17 protein-coding genes are annotated in these 17889 nt (G+C 69.4%); 9 read left to right on the top strand and 8 right to left on the bottom strand.

Translation table 11 applies throughout. The features are described 5' to 3' along the window. The first annotated feature begins 78 nt into the window (after window positions 1-78). The 3 genes from SBI80_RS21200 to SBI80_RS21190 are packed head-to-tail and all read left to right on the top strand — an operon-like array spanning window position 79 to window position 3925. On the top strand, window positions 79-600 hold the full coding sequence (locus SBI80_RS21200; protein ID WP_318976798.1) for a MarR family winged helix-turn-helix transcriptional regulator: 522 nt from the start codon (window positions 79-81) through the stop codon (window positions 598-600). Beyond that, window positions 597-1037 carry an MmpS family transport accessory protein gene (locus SBI80_RS21195; protein WP_318976797.1) on the top strand — a complete coding sequence of 147 codons (441 nt, stop codon included), beginning with the start codon at window positions 597-599 and terminating at the stop codon, window positions 1035-1037. The genes SBI80_RS21200 and SBI80_RS21195 overlap by 4 nt, the downstream gene beginning before the upstream one ends. Continuing rightward, window positions 1034-3925 carry an MMPL/RND family transporter gene (locus SBI80_RS21190; RefSeq protein ID WP_318976796.1) on the top strand — a complete coding sequence of 964 codons (2892 nt, stop codon included), beginning with the start codon at window positions 1034-1036 and terminating at the stop codon, window positions 3923-3925. Before SBI80_RS21195 ends, SBI80_RS21190 begins: the two co-directional genes overlap by 4 nt. 16 nt (window positions 3926-3941) lie before the next feature. Here SBI80_RS21190 and SBI80_RS21185 read toward each other — a convergent pair whose 3' ends face one another. After that, the gene (locus SBI80_RS21185) at window positions 3942-4772 is read right to left on the bottom strand and encodes a cutinase family protein (RefSeq protein ID WP_489685612.1); all 831 of its coding nucleotides are present in this window, start codon (window positions 4770-4772) and stop codon (window positions 3942-3944) included. Window positions 4773-5140: 368 nt separating this feature from the next. Between SBI80_RS21185 and SBI80_RS21180 the strand changes: the two genes are divergently transcribed. Together SBI80_RS21180 and SBI80_RS21175 are read left to right on the top strand one after the other, a co-directional pair. Beyond that, on the top strand, window positions 5141-5395 hold the full coding sequence (locus SBI80_RS21180) for a hypothetical protein (RefSeq protein ID WP_318976794.1): 255 nt from the start codon (window positions 5141-5143) through the stop codon (window positions 5393-5395). Window positions 5396-5430: 35 nt separating this feature from the next. After that, the gene (locus tag SBI80_RS21175; protein WP_318976793.1) at window positions 5431-5682 is read left to right on the top strand and encodes a hypothetical protein; all 252 of its coding nucleotides are present in this window, start codon (window positions 5431-5433) and stop codon (window positions 5680-5682) included. Window positions 5683-5747: 65 nt separating this feature from the next. Here the strand turns inward: SBI80_RS21175 and SBI80_RS21170 are convergent, their stop codons facing one another. The 3 genes from SBI80_RS21170 to SBI80_RS21160 form a co-directional block, all read right to left on the bottom strand. Continuing rightward, complete coding sequence (locus SBI80_RS21170) at window positions 5748-6395, bottom strand: TetR/AcrR family transcriptional regulator (RefSeq protein WP_318976792.1); 648 nt, start codon at window positions 6393-6395, stop codon at window positions 5748-5750. Window positions 6396-6524: 129 nt separating this feature from the next. Continuing rightward, window positions 6525-7919: a S1C family serine protease gene (locus SBI80_RS21165; protein ID WP_318976791.1), complete on the bottom strand. Its 1395-nt coding sequence runs from the start codon at window positions 7917-7919 to the stop codon at window positions 6525-6527. Between the two features lie 125 nt (window positions 7920-8044). Further along, window positions 8045-9232 (bottom strand): ROK family transcriptional regulator, encoded by a 1188-nt coding sequence (locus SBI80_RS21160; protein WP_318976790.1) that lies wholly within the window; start codon window positions 9230-9232, stop codon window positions 8045-8047. A 53-nt stretch (window positions 9233-9285) separates the two neighbouring features. On the opposite strand from SBI80_RS21160, the gene SBI80_RS21155 reads away from it, so the two are divergent. Next, a complete protein-coding gene (locus SBI80_RS21155) occupies window positions 9286-10470 on the top strand; it encodes an MFS transporter (protein ID WP_318976789.1) in 1185 nt (394 codons plus the stop codon). 6 nt (window positions 10471-10476) lie between these two features. Here SBI80_RS21155 and SBI80_RS21150 read toward each other — a convergent pair whose 3' ends face one another. From SBI80_RS21150 to SBI80_RS21140, 3 genes are read right to left on the bottom strand one after another with little or no spacing between them, the layout of a single operon-like run. Beyond that, on the bottom strand, window positions 10477-10959 hold the full coding sequence (locus tag SBI80_RS21150; RefSeq protein WP_318976788.1) for an NUDIX hydrolase: 483 nt from the start codon (window positions 10957-10959) through the stop codon (window positions 10477-10479). Window positions 10960-10981: 22 nt separating this feature from the next. Next, the gene (locus SBI80_RS21145) at window positions 10982-11698 is read right to left on the bottom strand and encodes an NUDIX hydrolase (RefSeq protein WP_318976787.1); all 717 of its coding nucleotides are present in this window, start codon (window positions 11696-11698) and stop codon (window positions 10982-10984) included. A gap of 26 nt (window positions 11699-11724) precedes the next feature. Beyond that, entirely contained in the window at window positions 11725-12555 is an 831-nt protein-coding gene (locus SBI80_RS21140; RefSeq protein WP_318976786.1) for an LLM class F420-dependent oxidoreductase, read from the bottom strand. Window positions 12556-12883: 328 nt separating this feature from the next. Here SBI80_RS21140 and SBI80_RS21135 point away from each other — a divergent pair, with 328 nt between their 5' ends. Beyond that, the gene (locus SBI80_RS21135) at window positions 12884-14845 is read left to right on the top strand and encodes an MFS transporter (protein WP_318976785.1); all 1962 of its coding nucleotides are present in this window, start codon (window positions 12884-12886) and stop codon (window positions 14843-14845) included. A 6-nt stretch (window positions 14846-14851) separates the two neighbouring features. Here the strand turns inward: SBI80_RS21135 and SBI80_RS21130 are convergent, their stop codons facing one another. Beyond that, on the bottom strand, window positions 14852-16024 hold the full coding sequence (locus tag SBI80_RS21130) for a glycoside hydrolase 5 family protein (RefSeq protein WP_318976784.1): 1173 nt from the start codon (window positions 16022-16024) through the stop codon (window positions 14852-14854). A gap of 384 nt (window positions 16025-16408) precedes the next feature. Between SBI80_RS21130 and SBI80_RS21125 the strand changes: the two genes are divergently transcribed. Then, window positions 16409-16846, top strand: a complete 438-nt coding sequence (locus SBI80_RS21125; RefSeq protein WP_318976783.1) for a hypothetical protein — start codon at window positions 16409-16411, stop codon at window positions 16844-16846. 234 nt (window positions 16847-17080) lie between these two features. Further along, window positions 17081-17812, top strand: coding sequence for a cutinase family protein (locus tag SBI80_RS21120; protein ID WP_318976782.1), 732 nt, complete (start codon window positions 17081-17083; stop codon window positions 17810-17812). Window positions 17813-17889: the final 77 nt, after the last annotated feature.

Genomic DNA, 17889 nt, shown 5'->3' with positions numbered 1-17889 from the left:
GACTTCGAATACGAGCCCGTCAATGAGCATTGCGTGGCTCGACTAGCCAATGCATAGGGTGCGTGATATTAGTACCGGGTGGAAGATTCGCCGGCGGGGCCCGACGTCAGCGAGTGCGTCGGCGAGCTGATCGATCGCGCGGTGGATCTGACGGCCCGCTTCCTGACCGATCGCGCCGAGCTGAGCGCCTCCGCGGGATTCACGATCAACCGGGTATGCCGGGAAGGGCCGCTGCGCCTGACGACCCTGGCCGCGCGGGAGGGAATCACCCAGCCGTCGATGACGCAGCTGATCACCCGGCTAGAGCGGCAGGGCCTGGTGACGAGGCTGCCCGACCCCGAAGACGGTCGCGCCGCCCTCGTCGGCATCACCCAGCTCGGTCGCGATCTCATCGACGACCGCAAGCGCGTGCGCCGCGAACGGCTCGCCGAACTGCTCGCGACCCTGTCCCCGGAGGAAGCGAACGCGCTGTGGCTCGCCGCGCGGGTGGCCTTTCCCGTCATGGAACGAATCGTCACGAATGCGGAGACCGCACCGGATGATCCGGCCGGCCCGACGGTCGCGCCGCGACCTGTCAATCAGCGGAAGGTGTTGGGGTGAAGCGTATTCCGATAGGCCGGACGGCGAAGGCGGTGTGGATCCCGCTGGTGCTGATCGTGGTGCTCGCGGTCTCCGGCCTGGTGGTGTACCGGTTGCACGGGCAGTTCGCGTCGGCAGATCTGAATGCCAACGCCGGTGCCGGCATCGAGATCGTGCAGTTCAACCCCAAGGTCATGGTCTACGACGTGTACGGCGCCCCCGGCGACACCGCTCAGATCAGCTACTTCGACCCGGATGCGAACGTGCACTCGATCACCACGACGCTGCCCTGGTCCGTCACCCTCTCGACCACGTTGCCGACCGTCAGCGCCAACCTCATGGCCCGCGCCGACGGCGACCAGATTGGATGCCGCGTCACCGTGAATGGAACCGTCCGTGAGGAGCAGTCCGCCAGTGGGATCGAAGCCCAGACCTACTGCCTGGTGAAGTCGGCATGACGCAGGCGACCCCGACCCCGACCCCGGCGCGGCCGAAGCGGCCCTACCTTCCGCACGCGATCCGGCTCTTCTCGGTGCCGATCGTGCTGTTCTGGATCGCCGTCGCGGTCATCGTCAACGTCATCGCTCCCCAGCTGGAGACCGTCGGCGAACTGCACTCCGCGCCGATGGCGCCCGAGGACGCGCCGTCGATGACGTCGATGAAGCTGATGGGCGGCAACTTCAAGGAATTCGACTCCAACAGCACCGTGATGGTCATCGTCGAGGGGCAGAAGCCCCTCGGGCAGGACGCGCACGACTACTACGACGCGATCATCAAGAAGCTGCAGCAGGATCCCGAGCACATCCAGCACATCCAGGACTTCTGGGGTGACACGCTGACCGCGGCGGGTGCGCAGAGCTCCGACGGCAAGGCGTCCTACGTCATGATCAACCTGGCCGGCGAGCAGGGCCAGACGCTGGCCAACGAGGGCGTGGAATCGGTCCGCAAGGCCATCGAGGACACCAAGGCGCCACCCGGCGTGCAGGCCTACGTCGCGGGGCCGGCAGCCCTGACCGACGACCTGCACGTCATCGGCAACGCCAGCCTGGCGCAGATCACGCTGTACACGCTCATCGCGATCGCCTTCATGCTGCTGGTGGTCTACCGCTCCATCGTCACCACGCTGATCCAGCTGTTCCTGACGTTCCTCGGGCTACTCACCGCCCGCGGTGTGGTGTCGGTGCTGGCGACCAACGGCGCCTTCGGGTTGACGACGTTCGCGGGCAACATCCTGACGATGCTGGCGATCGCCGCGGCCACCGACTACGGCATCTTCATCTTCGGGCGCTACCGAGAAGACCGGGGTCTGGGACTGGACCGCGACGACTCCTACTACGCGACGTTCAAGTCCGTCGCTCCCGTCATCGTTGGCTCGGGCCTGACCATCGCGGGCGCCACCTTCTGCCTCAGCTTCTGCCGGCTGCCCTACTTCAGCACCATGGGCGCTCCCGTCGCGATCGGCATGGTCGTGGTGGTGGTAATCGCGGTGACCCTTGGGCCGGCGGTGCTGTTCCTCGGCAGCAAGGTCGGGCTCTACGAGTCCAAGCGGCCGCCGCAGAGCAGGTTCTGGCGCAAGGTGGGCACGGCCGTCGTCCGTTGGCCCGCACCGATATTCGTGGTCAGCCTGTTCGTGGTGCTGATCGGCATCGTGGCGATCCCCGGTTACAAGCCGGCCTACAACGACCAGTACTACCTGCCCAAGGACGCTCCGACCAACATCGGTTTCGCCGCCGCTGACCGGCACTTCAGCCAGGCCCGGATGAACCCCGACATCCTGATGGTCAACGCCGACCACGACATGCGCAATCCGGCGGACATGCTGGTGCTGAACGCCGTGGCGCGCAACGTGATGCACACCCAGGGGATCGCGATGGTGCAGAACATCACGCGGCCGCTGGGCATCCCGATCCAGCACAGCTCGATTCCGTTCCAGACCAGCGTGCAGGGTCAGACCTCCAACATGAACCTGCCGTTTCAGCGAGATCAGCTGGCCAACCAGCTCAAGACCATCGAGACCACGAACGCCTCGATCGCCATCATGGAGCAGCAGTATCAGCTGTCGCTGCAGCAGACCAAGCTCACGCAGGACTCGGCGGCCAAGTCGCAGGATCTGCTGGCCACCACCGAGAAGCTGCGTGACTCGATCGCGAACTTCGACGACACGTTCCGGCCGATGCGGGCGTACTTCTATTGGGAGCCGCACTGCTTCGACATCCCGCTGTGCGCGGCCATCCGCTCGCTGTTCGATTCCCTCGACGGCATCGACGAGCTGACCGACCGGACCGGGGCCGTGCAGGTCAACACCGACCAGTTGGCGGCGATCGCGCCCAAGCTGACGGCACTGCTACCGCAGACCATCGCGACCATGAAGCAGAGCCGCGATCTCGCTCTGGCGTCGTACAACTCGCAGAAGGCGCTGCTGGACCAGATGGAGGCCAGCAACGACACCGCCCTGGCGATGGGGGCGGCCTTCGACGGCGCCAAGAACGACGACCTGTTCTACCTGCCCCCGGAGGCCTTCACCAACCCCGACTTCGAGCGCGGCCTGAAGATGTTCCTGTCCCCGGACGGCAAGTCCGCGCGGATGTTCATCACCCACGAGACCGATCCCGCCACGGTCGAGGGCATCAGCCGGGTCAGCTCCGAACGCAGCGCCGCCCAGGACGCGCTGAAGATGACGTCGCTCTCGGACGCCAAGATCTATCTGGGCGGTACCGCCGCGACGTATCGCGACATGGCCGACGGCGCCAAGTACGACCTGATGATCGCCGTGGTGTCGGCGCTGACGCTGATCTTCATGATCATGCTGATCCTGACGCGAAGTGCGGTCGCGGCGCTGGTCATCGTGACCACCGCGGCGAGCTCGATCGCCGCGTCGTTCGGCATCTCGGTGCTCATCTGGCAGGACCTCTTCGGCAAGCCCGTCCAATGGCTGGTCATGCTGATGTCGGTCATCATCCTGTTGGCCGTGGGCTCGGACTACAACCTGCTGCTGGTCTCCCGGTTCAAGGACGAGATCCACGCGGGGCTCAAGACCGGCATCATCCGGTCGATGGCCGGCACCGGCGGCGTGGTGACCTCGGCCGGGCTGGTGTTCGCCGCCACCATGGCCGGCATGATGGGCAGCCAGCTCATCGTGCTCGCCCAGATGGGCTCCACCATCGCGATCGGCCTGCTGGTGGACACCTTCATCGTGCGTTCGCTGCTGATGCCGTCGATCGCGACGCTGCTGGGCCGCTGGTTCTGGTGGCCGCAGGTCGTGTATCCCCGCGGCGACAACCACTTCCGCAAGTCGACCCCGCCGAGCGACGACACGGACACCGCGCCGGTGCCGGTGTCCGGCTAGGTCCGGACGGCTGGGGTCAGGCGGCGCCGTGCACGCCCAGCGAGGTGGCCGATGCCGGTCCCGCGCCGGCGTCGCTCGTGACGAGCTGGTACAGCGGCGTGCCCCAGTCGTGCGCGCCGCTCGAGGCCGGCGCGTACGAGGTGTGGATCGCCAGCGCGGCGGCTGACAACGGATCGGCGGTCGAGTCGGCGTCGTAGTCGCAGACCGGATCGCCGACGTCGCACACGCTGACGGTGCGCGCACCGATCGTCGCCGGCAGCTTCGAGGTAGGGGCCGAGGCCAGGAACGAATGCTCCTGCGCGACGCCCTTGCCCACGCTGGGCACCACGGCGGTCGAACCCAGGTCGATCGTGGTGTCGCCGGGCAGCCGGTCACCGTCGGCGATCAGCAGCGCGGCCGCCACCTGGGGATCGTCGGCCAGGTCCTTCAGATTGCGGTGCACGACCATCGCGCCCTGCGAGTAGCCGGCGAGCACCACCTTGGTGGCGGGGCACTGCTCGGTGAACGCCGCGAGCTGCTTGGCCGTGGCCTTGGTGCCCTCCTTGACGCTGTCCATGAAGTCCATCCAGCCGCCAACCCCGCCGTCGAGCGGTACCGGCGCCGCCGGGTACTGGACGGCCTCGGCGGTGATGGTGCGGCCACTGGCGGCCAATTCGTCGCGCAGGTCGAGGAACGACTGGTAGACCACCTTGCCCATGCCACCGTTGGCGGTCAGGCCTGCGCCGTCGCGCTGCCCCGACCCCGCGGCTCCGATCCAGTGGTAGTCGGCGCACCCGGGCGCCGCAGTGGCGATGCCGGGGGCCAGCCCGACCACGGCGAAACCGGCCGCCACGGCGACCACACCCATCCGACGAATCACGATGACTTCCCTCCGACCTACGCGGCGCGACCCGACCGAGCGCTGCCGCCTCAGACGGTTATTCGTCCCCTGGGCCACCGCGCGTTACCGACAACGGACCGGGGTCACGGGCCGGTCCCACCGCATTTCCCAGGCGGTTCACAGCCAACCCACCGTCACATGGACCAACGCGTCCGTGGCACGAACGCGCACCCGGCCTGCTTCTGAACCGCCGATCGGGCTGCATACAGCGGGTTTCCCGCCGCGACGGCGGCAGCCGGTGTCGTCCGGTTCGCCTTGACGGCGAGCCGTACTGGACGATACAGTTCAGTTAGCATCATTCTCAGCGTTCCCGGCAGCACAGATAGGACTGCATCATGCAAAGTCGGTTCACACGCCGCGTCGCCGCTGGCCTCGGCGTCGCCGCCGTCATCTCCATGGGAGCGCTGACTGCCTGCGGCGGCAGCGGATCCAACGCCCCCTCCAGCACGACGACGACCACGACGACCACCGCGCCGTCGTCCAGCGTCACGCCCACGGAGAAGAGCATCAACCCCACCGGTGGCAACCTCTTCACGCCGCCCGTCAAGGCGCCACCCGCTCCGACCGCCATCCCCGGCACCCACAACTGAGTTCGGCCGTCGACCAGTAGAGATTGGACTGCATCGTGCATAGCAAGCTCACACGCCGCGTCGCGGCGGGCCTCGGCATCGCGGCCTTCATCTCGATGGGAACGCTGACCGCCTGCGGCGGTGGCGAGAAGAGCGGCCCGTCGAGCACCACCACCCCGTCCAGCTCGTCGGCGACGGTGTCACCGACCGAGAAGAGCATCAACCCCACCGGTGGCAACTCCTTCAGCCCCGGCGTCAAGGCGCCGCCGGCTCCGACGGGTGTGCCCGGTACCAACCACATCGGTTAGTTCGCGTCTTCCGTCCGAGGCGGGCCAGTCATCGACTGGTCCGCCTCGCTCGCGTCGGGGGTCGATCAGTCGGCGATCTCGGCCGTAACCGAGCGGAACGACGTGACGTGCCCGATCGCCGAGTCCAGCGCGGTCTGCATCAGTCGCGGGTCGTGCGTCGTCTGGGTCAGCAGGTAGCCACCCTCGACGGCGGCAAGGAGACCGGTGGCCAGCGCGAGAGCATCGATGGCCTCGACGAGCACCCCGGCGTCGCGCATCCGCTCCAGGGCGGCGGCCAGGATGGCCCGCCATTCGGTGAAGTGCTCGGCGAGCGACATGCGGGCCTTGTCATCGCTGTCGGACAGCTCCGCGGCAAGGGAGCCCAGCTCGCATCCCCACAATCCGCGGCGCAGCGTGCACCGCTGCACCATGGCGTCGCGCCACTGGTAGAGGCCCCGGAAGGAGTCCACCTTCTCCAGCCGGAGTCGCTGCCAGGACAGGATCTCGTCGGCGCGCAGGGTGATGACGTCGTAGACCAGATCGGTCTTGTCGTCGAAGTGTTGGTAGAACTGCGACTTGCTGGTCGCGCTCGCAGCAAGCACCTCGTCGATCGTCGTCGCGGCGACGCCGCGCACGTGCATGAGCTCGGCTGCGGCAAGCACGATTCGGTTGCGCGTCGCCACGCCCCTCGACGTCAGCTTGGGTCGCGACGCTTCATTCGGGTGCGGCGACATGGTGTAACTGTAGCCCCTCAGTTGGACTAAGAAGTCCAACACGGGCAGGACATCCGGCGGTTCGCCGGAGCCCGGTGCGGACGGTCGATGGGTGCGTCGTCGTCGAACGCACCCACCGACCCGGACCCGTTACTGCTGCGCGGTGCCGAGAGTGACCTGGGCGGTCTGACTCGCACCCGACGGGTCGAGATAGGTCAGCGTGACCTGGTCGCCCGGCGCCTTCGACCGCACGGCGGCCACCAGCCCCTCGGCGCCATCGATTACGTGATCGTCCACTTTGGTGACGACGGCTCCGTCCGGGACGCCGGCTGCGGCCGCGGGACCGCCGTTGACCACCTGCGCGATGGCAGCGCCGCGCGCGTTTGCGTCGCTGCTGAGCTGCACACCCAGCGACGCATGCGTGGCCGTGCCGGTGGACACCAGCTCGTTGGCGATGCGCTTGGCCTGATCGACGGGAATGGCGAAGCCAAGGCCGATCGAACCGCTCTGCCCGCCCGACGAACCGCCACCCAGAGATGCGATGGCCGAGTTCACGCCGATCAGCTCGCCGTTCATGTTCACCAGCGCGCCGCCGGAGTTACCCGGGTTGATCGCCGCGTCGGTCTGGATCGCGTCGAGCACGGCACCCTGATCGGATCCCTCGCCGCCGGCGGACACCGGCCGGTCCAAGGCACTGACGATGCCGGTGGTCACGGTGCCCTGCAGCCCGAGCGGAGAACCGATCGCCACCACGTTCTGGCCGACCTTGAGGTCCTTCGACGAGCCGAGCGCGATCGGGGTGAGGCCCGAAAGGCCTTGCGCCCGAACGACGGCGATGTCACTGGACGGATCGGCACCGACCACGGTGAACGGTGCGGAGCGGCCGTCGGACAGCGTGACCGTCGCCTGCATGGACTGTGGGCCCGGGATCTCCTGGCTGCTGGGGGCGGCTTGGCGTCCCGAACCGTCCTGGCCGCCCTGCGAGCCGCCGCCGGCGGAGTTGCCGGCCAGGGCCGCGACGACGTGGTTGTTGGTGAGGATCAGACCGTCGGGGTCCAGGATCACCCCGGAGCCCTCTTCGCTCTGGCTGCCCATGTCTATCTGCAGCTTGACCACGCTTGGCACCACCTTGGCGGCGACCTGCTCCACCGAACCGGTCGGCAGGTTGGCGGCCGGGACGGCGGACTGGCTGGGCGCCGTCGCCAGCGCGGTGGCAAGTCCGGTGGCGGCCGTCCGGTCGTCCTGACTGGTCAGCGCCACCGCGCCGACACCGGCCGATACCACCGCGAGGGCGGCGACGCTGGTGATGGCCACACGGGACCGAGACTTCTTGCGCAGCCGGCGAATTGGCGCCGTAGGGGTCGAATCCATCTGGCGGTGGTGACGGTTTGGATCGTAGGGCGGAGCTTGCTGGGCATAGCGCCAGTCGTAGCCCTGCTGATACGGATTATGAGCTTGGTTGCTCGGGTGTGGTTGTCCCACAGCCTGATTCGCACCCACGCCGGGAGCGGGGTGAGGATGCGGGTACCGCGGGTGATTCGTCATGTCCGGGCGTCTTACCTTCTTCGAGGAGCAGCAAAGTTGTGACTCCACTGTGCAGCCACCATCTGAGACGCGACTGAGAGATGGTTCTGTGCAGACCAAGACTCTTGGGCGGTCATCCTCGAGGGTCAGCAGCCCGTGCGCGCCCAATCGGCAAGCGCCCGTTCGGTCGTGATGTGGTCCAAGCCCCAGGCGATCGCGCCGTGGAGCGGACCATCTTCTCCGTGGTGGCCGTTCCGCACCGGTGGCGCCGATGACTTCCGGAACGACATCAACCCGTCGCGATAAGCGGTGTCGAACGCCTCGCACGCCGCCGCCCGCAGCGGTCCCGCCAGCCCGCCGAGGGTCACGACCTCGGGGTCGTGGAGGTTGACCAGCCCGCCGATGCCGGCACCGAGCGCGGAGGCCAGCGCCTCGAGCGCCGCCGTCCGGCGCGGGCTGGGGGCGCGGCCGAGGACGTCGTGCGCGTAACCGACGGGATCGGCCGGCGCTGGTTCACCGAGGTGCCGGGCCAGCGCGCGGCCGTCGATGGACAGATCCCAGCAGCCGCGGGCCCCGCACGGACACACCAGCCGGCCGTCGCCGAACGGCACGTGCCCGTACTCTCCTGCGGCACCGTGCGCGCCGGTCACGGGCTCTCCGTTGACCACCAACGTGCCGCCGAGGCCGACCGCGATCAGCAGATGCAGCGCCGTCGCCGCCCCGCGGGCGGCTCCCGAGCGGGCCTCGGCCAAGCCGGCGAGGGTCGCGTCGTTGCCCAGCAGCAGCGGCAGGTCGGCATCATCGCCGAGGCCCGACGTGAGCCCGGACAAGTCCACGCCGGTCCAGCCGCGGGTAGTGAACTGCACGAGACGCGCATCGCTGACGGTGCCGGCCGCCGAGACGGCCACGGCCCGGATGCGCTGGGGCCGTTCGGCGTACACCGCCGCGATCGCCGCCGCGGTGTCGGCGAGGAGCCGGGCCGGGTCCGCGCCCACGTTGCGCGCCTGGGCGACCACCCGCGGCAGACCGTCGAAGCCGGCAAGGGCGAGCCGCCAATCCCCGGCCCGCAGTTCGGCCGCCAGGACCAGCGGCCCCTCGGGGTGCGCACCGAGGACCGTCGTCGGGCGCCCGCGTCCGGTCGCTGGTGCTGGCGTCTCGTCGAGGAGCCGGGCGGTGCGCAGCCGCGCGACCAGGTCGGCGGCCCCACCGCTGCCGATGCCGAGGCGCTGGGCGGCCGCCGCGCGCGTGATGCCCGGCTCGGACCGCACCAGGCTGATCAGTTGCGCAGCACCGAACCACCGCTGCTGCGCGACCGTGCGGGGTTCCTGGGACATCGCCTGACATGATCGCACTTGTTTAAACTCTGCTGCTGAGTATATTCGTCGACGTGCCGACCGCGACCTCTCTGGACCCGCCCCGGCTCGGTCTGCGGCAGCACCTGCCCGGCCTGTCGTCGCTGGCGCTGGCGTCGTGCCTGGCCGTGACCACCGAGATGCTGCCCGTGGGGGTGCTCCCGGCCATCGGACGGTCGTTCCACGTCGACGACTCGGTCACTGGGTTGCTGGTGAGCCTCTACGCCGTGATGGTCGCCCTGCTGGCCGTCCCGCTGACCCTGCTGACCGCGCGATTCGCCCGCAAGCCGCTACTGCTGACGACCCTGGCGTGTTATGCCCTGAGCAATCTGTTGGTCTCCGTCGCCCCGACGTTCGCGATACTAGCCGCCGGCCGTGCGGTCGGCGGGGTGACGCATGCGCTGTTCTTCTCCCTCTGCATCGGCTACGTCCCCCGGCTGGTCGCCGGCCGCCAGGTTGGTCGCGCGCTGGCCATCGCAACGGGTGGGGCCGCGGCGGGTTTCATCGTCGGTGTGCCATTGGCGACGTCGGTGGGTACCGCATTCGGCTGGCGCACTTCGTTCGGTGCCCTGGCCGTGCTGTCCTTGCTGACCCTGGCGTCGGTTGCCTGGGTGCTGCCCGGCGTCGGCAACGACGTCCCCGCCCGACCGCACCGAACACGCAGCGGCCGAGGCGATCTCGCGGCCGTGGTGGCCTCGAATTGCCTGACCTACCTCGGCCAGTTCACGATGTACACGTTCGTCAGCCTGCTCTTCCTCGCCGCCGGCGCCCCGCCTGCGTGGATCGGGCCGCTGCTACTGCTGTGCGGCGTGTGCGGCCTGGCCGGATTGTCCTATGCTGCAGAAAGACTGGATCACCGTCCGCGCCGTACCATCGTCGTCATCCTGGCGCTCGTGATGGCCGCGATCCTTTCGCTGGGCATCGGCATGCCCGCGCTGGTGCCAGTCGTCGTGGCCGCGGCCGTGTGGAACGGCGCCTTCGGCGGTGCCCCGTCGATCTACCAAGCGGCGGCCGTCCGCACCCGCGCGGTCAGCCCGGAACTCGCCGGGGCGTGGGTCAATGCGTCCGCCAACGTGGGGATCGCCGGCGGTGCGGCGATCGGGGCGGGACTGCTTCCCGTGATCGGCCTCGGTGGTCTGCCGTGGGTCGGCGCCTCGTTGATCGGCCTCGGCCTGCTTACGAGCATGGCTGGGCGGCAGGCGTTTCCGGCCCGACTCTGACGGGCGCTAGCCCGTGTCACTGGTGTCGAAGACCGTCTCGGATCGGGACGTGTCACAGGCCATCGCGATTCTGTGCCGCATGTCGTCGGACATCTCGGGAAGGGCCCGTACGTCGAACCAGTCGGCGTCGACGCTCTCGTCGTCAGCGGCGTACGGCTCACCGCCAACCCACTCCATCCGAAAGACGTGGTCGAGGTACTGCGCGTGGTCACCGTTGGCGTGCACCACGGGTCGGGTGACGTGCACCCAGGCCAGCCGCCGCGCCACGGCGTGGACCCCGCTCTCCTCGAGCACCTCGCGCACGGCACCATCGGCGGGGTTCTCCCCGGGTTCGACGATGCCCGTCACCGGCGTCCACGCTCCGTTGTCGGCGCGCCGGACGAGCAGGATCCGCTCACGCCGTACGACGACGGCGGTCACCCCGGGCAGCCAAAGGGAAGCGTGACCGATGCTGCGGCGCAGTTCGACGATGAAGTCGGGAATCGGCATGCTCGTCATCCAACCGTGCGCGTCACCGCCAGGCGAACGCCGGCTGTTCGAGCTCCTGCACGGAGTCGTGGCGGCCCTCGAGACCCAGCCACCGCAGCTGCAGCAGCACCGCTCCCGTCGGGGCATGAATCAGGTCGTTGCCGAGCGGGATCTGGACGACCGGTCGAGGGCTCTCCGCAATGGTGACGAACCGCGGCGAGTCGGCACGGCACAGTTGGTGCAGACCCACCCGGTAGGCCGCCACCACCTCGTCGGGCGCCGGGCGCGGTTCGAGCCGTCCGCCACCCCAGACCACGACGGGCGTGATGACGTAGCCAGACCGGGTCGGGTAGTCGTCCATCAATCCGAGCACGGCGTCGCCAGGCAAGCGAATGGCGAGTTCCTCGTCCAACTCCCGCAGCGCGGCGTCGACGGCGTCCTCACCCGGATCTACCCGTCCACCGGGCAATGCCCACTGCGCGGCATGAGCACGGAGCCGAGAAGCCCTGCGGCACAGCAGGAATGAAGCTCCGCCCGCGACGTCGACCATGCGTCCATCGAGGTCCTCCGGAATCGGCCGGCCATCGATCCACTCGTCGACCGGGGCGGGATCCACCCGGTCCTCGCCGGACACGGAATCCACCAGCACCACCGCCACGGCCGCGTGCCGCTTGGACGGATCACTCACCTCGCGGCGGTCGTGGTCCGAGAGGTGCGTCCGGATGCGTTCGCGCAGCTCGTCGTCGTAGGCGATCGTCATTGCCCGACCATAGGCGGGCGCGGGTCCTACCCGCGGTACTGCGCCACCTTCGCGGCGTACTCGTCGAGCAGACGCAGGGCCTCGTCGGTCGGCACCGACGGCAGCAGCAGCGCCACCTGACCGAACCCCAGGTCGTCCACGGCGCGCCAGTAGTCCAGATCCACCGGGGTGCCGAACATCGCCAGCGGCACGTCGCCGTCGCGGCCCTCCTTGATCTGCGCGATGCGCTTGCCCAGGTGCTCGGCCGGTAGTGGGTTGGAGATCCAACCCGCGTCGTGCCGGTTCACCCGCTTGACGGTGGCATCGGAGTCGCCGCCCACGTAGATCGGCGGGTGCGGCTTGCGCACTGGCTTCGGCCGGCTGTACGACGGGCCGAAGTCGACGTACTTGCCGTGGTACTCCGCGGGTTCGGTGGTCCACAGCGCCTTGATGGCCTCGATCCGCTCGTCGAGCAGGGCGCCACGGGTCTTCGGATCGGTGCCGTGGTCACGCAGCTCCTCGATGTTCCAGCCGGCACCGACCCCAAACACGAAGCGGCCGCCGGAGATCAGGTCGATGCTCGCCGCCTCCTTCGCCGTCGTGATCGGATCGCGCTGGATCAGCAGGGCGATGCCGGTGAAGAGTTCGATCTCCGACGTGACGGCTGCGGCCGCAGCGAGCGTGACGAACGGGTCGAGGGTCTTGTAGTAGATGTCGGGCAACTCACCGCCGCCGGGATAGGCCGACTCCCGGCTCGCGGGGATGTGCGTGTGCTCGGCGATGACCAGCGACGCGAACCCCCGCTCCTCGATCGCGCGCCCCAGAGTCACCGGGTCGATTCCGTCGTCGGTGACGAAGGTGGAGATTCCGAATTTCATGTCGACCCCAATCGTTGGACTGTCACGGTCGGCGACGTCAGACGGTTGACTGGCCATTCTCCCGTCCGGAACCCATTCAGCATCGCCTCCTCGCCGACCGGAACGCAACCGGCCGCACGCACTGCGCCACCGGGGCCGACCGATTGGACGAACGTTAGATAGGGTCACTATTGGTTGAGCCGGAATCGAGGGCGCTTCGGGTGCGAACAGCCAGTCGCGAGAAGGACCGTTCGCGGGAATGAAATCCCGCTGCACAGATGTTGGAGGCTCACGTGCCTGCCCCCATTCCGTCGACCAGCCGTCTGACCGACGTTCGAGAGCAGGCCTGATGCGTCAAGGTCCGCTTGCGGGACGCTATCCAGCGGTCGCCGCGATGGTCACCCTGGCGCTGATCCCGTATCTGGCGTTGTCGGCGGCGATGGATCCCCTCGTCCCGATCATCACCGCGGAACTGCACACCACCGTCCAGATGATGAGCCTCGGGTCCGGCCTTGGCAACGCGGCCTATGCGGTGGGCACCGTGCTGGCCGTCCAGTTCGCCCAGCACCTGCCCCAGCGCCGGATGCTGCTCGCCTACGCGGTGACGTTGGTGGTGGGATCCGTGCTGGCCGCGACGGCCCAGAACGCGGGCATGTTCATCGGCGGTCACGTGCTGCAGGGACTGGCCACCAGCATGCTGCTGATCGCCGCCGCCCCGCCGCTCACCATCGGCTTCCCGAAGGAGAAGCTGCGGAACACAGCCGTCATCATGAACATGTGCGTGTTCGGCGCGGTTGCGCTCGGACCGTTCATCGGTGGCGCGCAGGCCGAGTCGCACGCCTGGCGACCGCTGTTCTGGATCATCGCCGGGGTCGCCCTGCTGGCGCTGGTGATGGCGGCGCTGACGTTCGAGGACGCCCCGCCAGCGGATCTGGATGCCCCGCGTGACCTCCGGGCGATCATGCTGGCGGCCGTCGGCTGCGCTGCCGCGTTCGTCGGCGCCTCGCAGCTGACCAGCCACGGGTTCGGCGACGCCGCGGTGACGGTGCCGATGTTCGGCGGGCTGGCGCTGATCGTCGCGCTGGTGGTCTACCAGTTCCGGGCCAGCCGGCCGCTGCTGACCGTGCGCACCATGCTCACTAGTTCGATCCCCGTGGCCGGCATCGGGGTCGCCCTGTTCGCCGCGGCCGCGTCGGTGGCGGCGACGGCACTGACCGCCAACGTGCTGCTGCAGACCTACAGCCCGGTGCACGTCGGGCTGCTCTACCTTCCCGAGCTCGGCGGCGCAGTCGTGATGGCCGTGGTGTTCGGCATCGTCATCACCCGGCGGGCGATGCACTACCTGCCGCTGGTGGGCATGGTGCTGCTGGCAGCGGGCATCCTGGTGTTCCGCGCCGCCCTGCCCGCCAACCAGCCCCTGGTCTTGCTGGCCTCGGCACTGACGGGGCTCGCACTGGGCGCCACCGTCGCACCCGCACTGTTCGTCGCCGGGTTCTCCCTGCAGTCCAACAGCCTGCAGCGGGTGTTCGCCATCATCGAGCTGTTCCGCGCGGTGGCAGCCTTCATGGTCGCACCCATCCTGGCCCACTTCGCGGCCACCGCCTCCACCGACCTGGCCTCGGGGACCGACGACGCCCTGTGGATCGGCTTCGGCCTCGCCGTCGGCGGCGCGGTGTTCGGGGTGTCCATCTACGCCCTCAGCGGGGCCCGCCCACAGCGCCCGGATCTCGACGAGTTCCTCGACGGGGACGACCCAGCCTGGTACTCCCCACCGTTGCTCGCCCGGCTTCGCCGCGGACTCCCCGCGGCTGCGATGCCGCCGCCCGCCCATAGAACCGCGGCCCGCGAGGTCGCGGACGTACCCGCCGGCGTGGTGCTGTTCGCCTACGACGGATCGGATCTGGCTGCATTCGCGATCACCCAGGCCGCGACCCAACTCGGCCCCCGCCGAGATGCGCTGGTGGTCTGCGTCTGGCAGCCCGTGGACGTCGGCTTCACTCCAGCCGGCACCGGCCACTTCGACGCCGACCGCGCCACCGACGTGCGACGCGCCGCCGAGGTGACGGCCGCACACGGGGCGGCGCTGGCCGAGGAGGCCGGTTTCTCGGCGCGGAGCCTTGCCGTCGAGGCGGCCCCAACGTGGAAGGGCATCGTCGCCGCAGCCGACGAGCACGATGCGAGCCTGATCGTGCTGGGCCCGCATCGCCGCAGCGGCATGCTCGGACATCTCCAGGGCAGCGTCGCGGCGGCGGTCCTCGCCCACTCCCCGAGACCGGTGCTGATCGTGCCGCAGCAGCCCGTCAGCCTCTGAGCCCGGTCACTTGGCCCGCAGCAGCGGCGTCACCCGGCGGATCGTGCGGACCTCGCTGTCGCGGTACGGCCGTCCGTCGAGCTGCAGCAGGTCGCTGAACCACACCTTCGGGGGCGCGGGGTCCGGACGGTCCCACGAATCCCAGGGCAGGTAGGTCTGCGTCTTGCCCGCCACCAGGCCCCAGTTGAACGCGCCGACACCGTGCCGTGTTGCCACCGGGAGGATTCCCTCGACGCTGCTGCCCAGCGTGCGGGCCAGGTACTCGGTGCAAAGGATGGGTCGCTGCAGCGGCGCCAGCTCCCCGATCCTGCCCTCGAAGTCGGCAGGTCCGGCGTAGGAGTGGAAGGAGATGACGTCGGAGTTGTCCAGCTGGATACCCGCGATCACGCTGCGCCGCCCGGGGTCGGCCCAGGTGCCCTGCCAGACGCCGCTGGTCAGCGGCTGGATCGGGTCGACGGCACGCGCCCAGTCGAACACCTGCGGCAGCAGGTCGGCGACGAGGACCTCCTTGTCGGGCCGCTCCACCGCGCGGTACACGCTGGCGGGGTTGTCGGGCTCGTTCCACAGATCCCACCCGAGGATGCGGTCGTCGGTGCGGAACTGGGTGAGCACCCCGGTCACGTACTCCTCGAGGACGTCGCGGTAGCGCGGGTCCCCGAGACGGTCGGCGCCGGGGCTCTGCACCCATCCCGAGTTGTGCACGCCTGGCACCGGCGCCTTCTGCGGACCGGCCTTGGGGTGCGGGTCCCAGCAGGAGTCGAAGAACACGAACAGAGGCTTGATGGCGTGGCTGGCCGCGATCGTCACGAACTGCATCAGGCGCCGCATGAAGCCGCGCCGGTCCTGCACCCACAGCAGGTCGTGAAGGAAGACCCGCAGCGTGTTGAGCCCCAGGTTGCGGGCCAGACCCAGCTCGGCATCGATGCGCCGCGGGTCGTAGGTGGCCGGTTGGAACATCTCGAGCTGGTTGATCGCGTTGGCCGGGATGTAGTTCGCACCGACCAGTCGCCGCTGCGCGCGGTACCAGGTGCCGGCCCGATCGGCCGACCAGCGGCCCCGCCCAACGGCGCCGGCACGCGGCACCGCGGCGATCGTCGCACCACCCGCCAGGACCAGTGGCACCTTGAGGGCCGTTCGGCGCTGAACGGGACGTGAACCGGGTTCGGGGTTGCTGACCAAGCTGCAATCCTTCGAGTCGGAGGCCGTCCGCCGACGCTCGCATCCGACGTGCGTCACAGGACAGCGAAAGAGGTTGGCGCGCAAGGCTTCCGGAGAGGACGGCGACTACCGCTGCTGGCCCGAACGTGAAAGGTGGTTCGGCACGCTTGCGGCCAGGGGCCCACGCTACGGGAACCTCGGCCGCGCGGCACCTTCCGTCCGCCGCCACCGTCGTGACCTGGCCGTTCGTCAAGCCATTGGGCGCAAGCACTTTGCTGCCGACGCAGCTGCAACCCGCGGTTCGAGCCGTCTCGAATCGATCAATCCCGAGGTTCGTGCTTGATACCGGGCCTGGATGGGTACCACGGCGCAGAAGGGTTTGCCACACAGAATGGAGCGCTCACCATGACCGACACCCGGATCGCCCGCCGATTCTCCGCTGCCGCGGGAATCGCTGCCGTCATCGCCCTCAGCACGCTGACCGCGGCCTGCGGCGGAAGTGACAGCGGTAAGGAGTCGTCGACGTCCAGCACGACGACCACGACCACCACGGCTACGACGACCGCGACGCCGACCAGCGAGACCGCGACCGCACCCGCCACCAGCACCGAGGGCGGCACCGGCGCTCCGGGTGCGGGAGCTGGCCCCGGCGGCGCCTCGGCCGGTGTGCCGGGAGCCGGCGCAGGAGCCGGACCCGGCGGCGCCTCGGCGGGGGCCGGCGGCGCAGGTGCCGGTGCCGGGCCGGGTGGCGCCGGCGCGTCCGTCCCGGGTGCCGGGGCGTCTGCGGGACCGGGTGGAGCCGGCGCCTGCGCCGGTCCGGTCTGCGTCGGCACCGGCGGCTAAGGACCACTACCGGGCCGCCGCCCGAGTCTCGTCCGCGCACCGCGCCGCCCGTGGCCTCCCCGCCGCCGGCGGCGCGGTTCGCGTCCGACGACCCCTACCGACTCCTCCCCGCTAGCAGGAATGCCACGTTGCCTGCTGGTGGTTACCCCAGATGGATGTCAGCGCCGATGTGTCGGCGGCCTGACTGCGGGACTCTTCAGAGGTCCGCTCACCACGTCGGAGGGAACCACCATCATGAGCGCCAACGCCACCTCACCCACTTCTCTCCGACGCTGGCGGCGCTGGCTCGGGGCCACGGCATTGGCCGTCGCCGCCGTGGCGGGTCCACAGGCCGCCGGGCTGGCCGCCGCCGAGGATCCCTCCTGTCCGGCCGTCGAAGTGGTATTCGCCCGCGGCACGTTCGAGGCTCCGGGGATCGGTGCCACCGGGCAGGCCTTCGTCGATGCCCTCAACGCCCGCCGGGGTGGTGCTCCGGTCGCCGTCTACGGCGTGGACTACCCGGCGTCGCTCGACTTCCAGGCCGCCGCCCAGGGCGTCGCCGATGCCAGCAACAAGGTGGAATCCATCGCCGCGAGCTGCCCCAGCACCAAGATCGTCCTCGGCGGTTACTCGCAGGGGGCAGCGGTCGCCGCCTACACGACCTTCGACGCCGTGCCCGCCGGCCTGGCCCTGCCCAGCAGCATCACCGGCCCGATGCCGCCGTCGGTCGCGAACCACGTCGCGGCGGTCGCGCTGTTCGGCACACCGGACAACTGGTTCCTCAACCTCGTCGACCGCAGTGCTCCGCCCATCACGGTCGGGCACCTCTACGCGGCCAAGACCACCCAGCTCTGCAACCCCGGTGACCCGGTGTGCTTCCCGGGCGGGCTGGATCGCTCCGCGCACAGCGCATACAAGGACAACGGCGCCGCCGACCAGGCAGCCGCCTTCGTGGTCAGTCAGTTGTCCGCGGCGTCGGCCGCCTGACCGTCTCGCCGGCACCACCATCGTCGACCCGTGCGGCACACTGCGGTGCTGGATGGGTTGACGTGTGTCCCTTCGGG

This window comes from Mycolicibacterium sichuanense (assembly GCF_033741125.1).
Taxonomy (GTDB): domain Bacteria; phylum Actinomycetota; class Actinomycetes; order Mycobacteriales; family Mycobacteriaceae; genus Mycobacterium.
The sequence above is the reverse complement of the archived record's forward strand: the minus strand, read 5'-3'. Positions and strand labels throughout refer to the sequence as shown.

Bases quoted from the DNA above. Each gene is read 5' to 3' on its own strand.
- SBI80_RS21150 (WP_318976788.1), bottom strand. From the start codon at position 10,959: ATGCCGATTCCCGACTTCATCGTCGAACTGCGCCGCAGCATCGGTCAC.
- SBI80_RS21145 (WP_318976787.1), bottom strand. From the start codon at position 11,698: ATGACGATCGCCTACGACGACGAGCTGCGCGAACGCATCCGGACGCAC.
- SBI80_RS21120 (WP_318976782.1), top strand. From the start codon at position 17,081: ATGAGCGCCAACGCCACCTCACCCACTTCTCTCCGACGCTGGCGGCGC.
- SBI80_RS21185 (WP_489685612.1), bottom strand. From the start codon at position 4,772: ATGGGTGTGGTCGCCGTGGCGGCCGGTTTCGCCGTGGTCGGGCTGGCC.
- SBI80_RS21180 (WP_318976794.1), top strand. From the start codon at position 5,141: ATGCAAAGTCGGTTCACACGCCGCGTCGCCGCTGGCCTCGGCGTCGCC.
- SBI80_RS21135 (WP_318976785.1), top strand. From the start codon at position 12,884: ATGCGTCAAGGTCCGCTTGCGGGACGCTATCCAGCGGTCGCCGCGATG.
- SBI80_RS21190 (WP_318976796.1), top strand. From the start codon at position 1,034: ATGACGCAGGCGACCCCGACCCCGACCCCGGCGCGGCCGAAGCGGCCC.
- SBI80_RS21170 (WP_318976792.1), bottom strand. From the start codon at position 6,395: ATGTCGCCGCACCCGAATGAAGCGTCGCGACCCAAGCTGACGTCGAGG.
- SBI80_RS21165 (WP_318976791.1), bottom strand. From the start codon at position 7,919: ATGACGAATCACCCGCGGTACCCGCATCCTCACCCCGCTCCCGGCGTG.
- SBI80_RS21125 (WP_318976783.1), top strand. From the start codon at position 16,409: ATGACCGACACCCGGATCGCCCGCCGATTCTCCGCTGCCGCGGGAATC.
- SBI80_RS21160 (WP_318976790.1), bottom strand. From the start codon at position 9,232: ATGTCCCAGGAACCCCGCACGGTCGCGCAGCAGCGGTGGTTCGGTGCT.
- SBI80_RS21140 (WP_318976786.1), bottom strand. From the start codon at position 12,555: ATGAAATTCGGAATCTCCACCTTCGTCACCGACGACGGAATCGACCCG.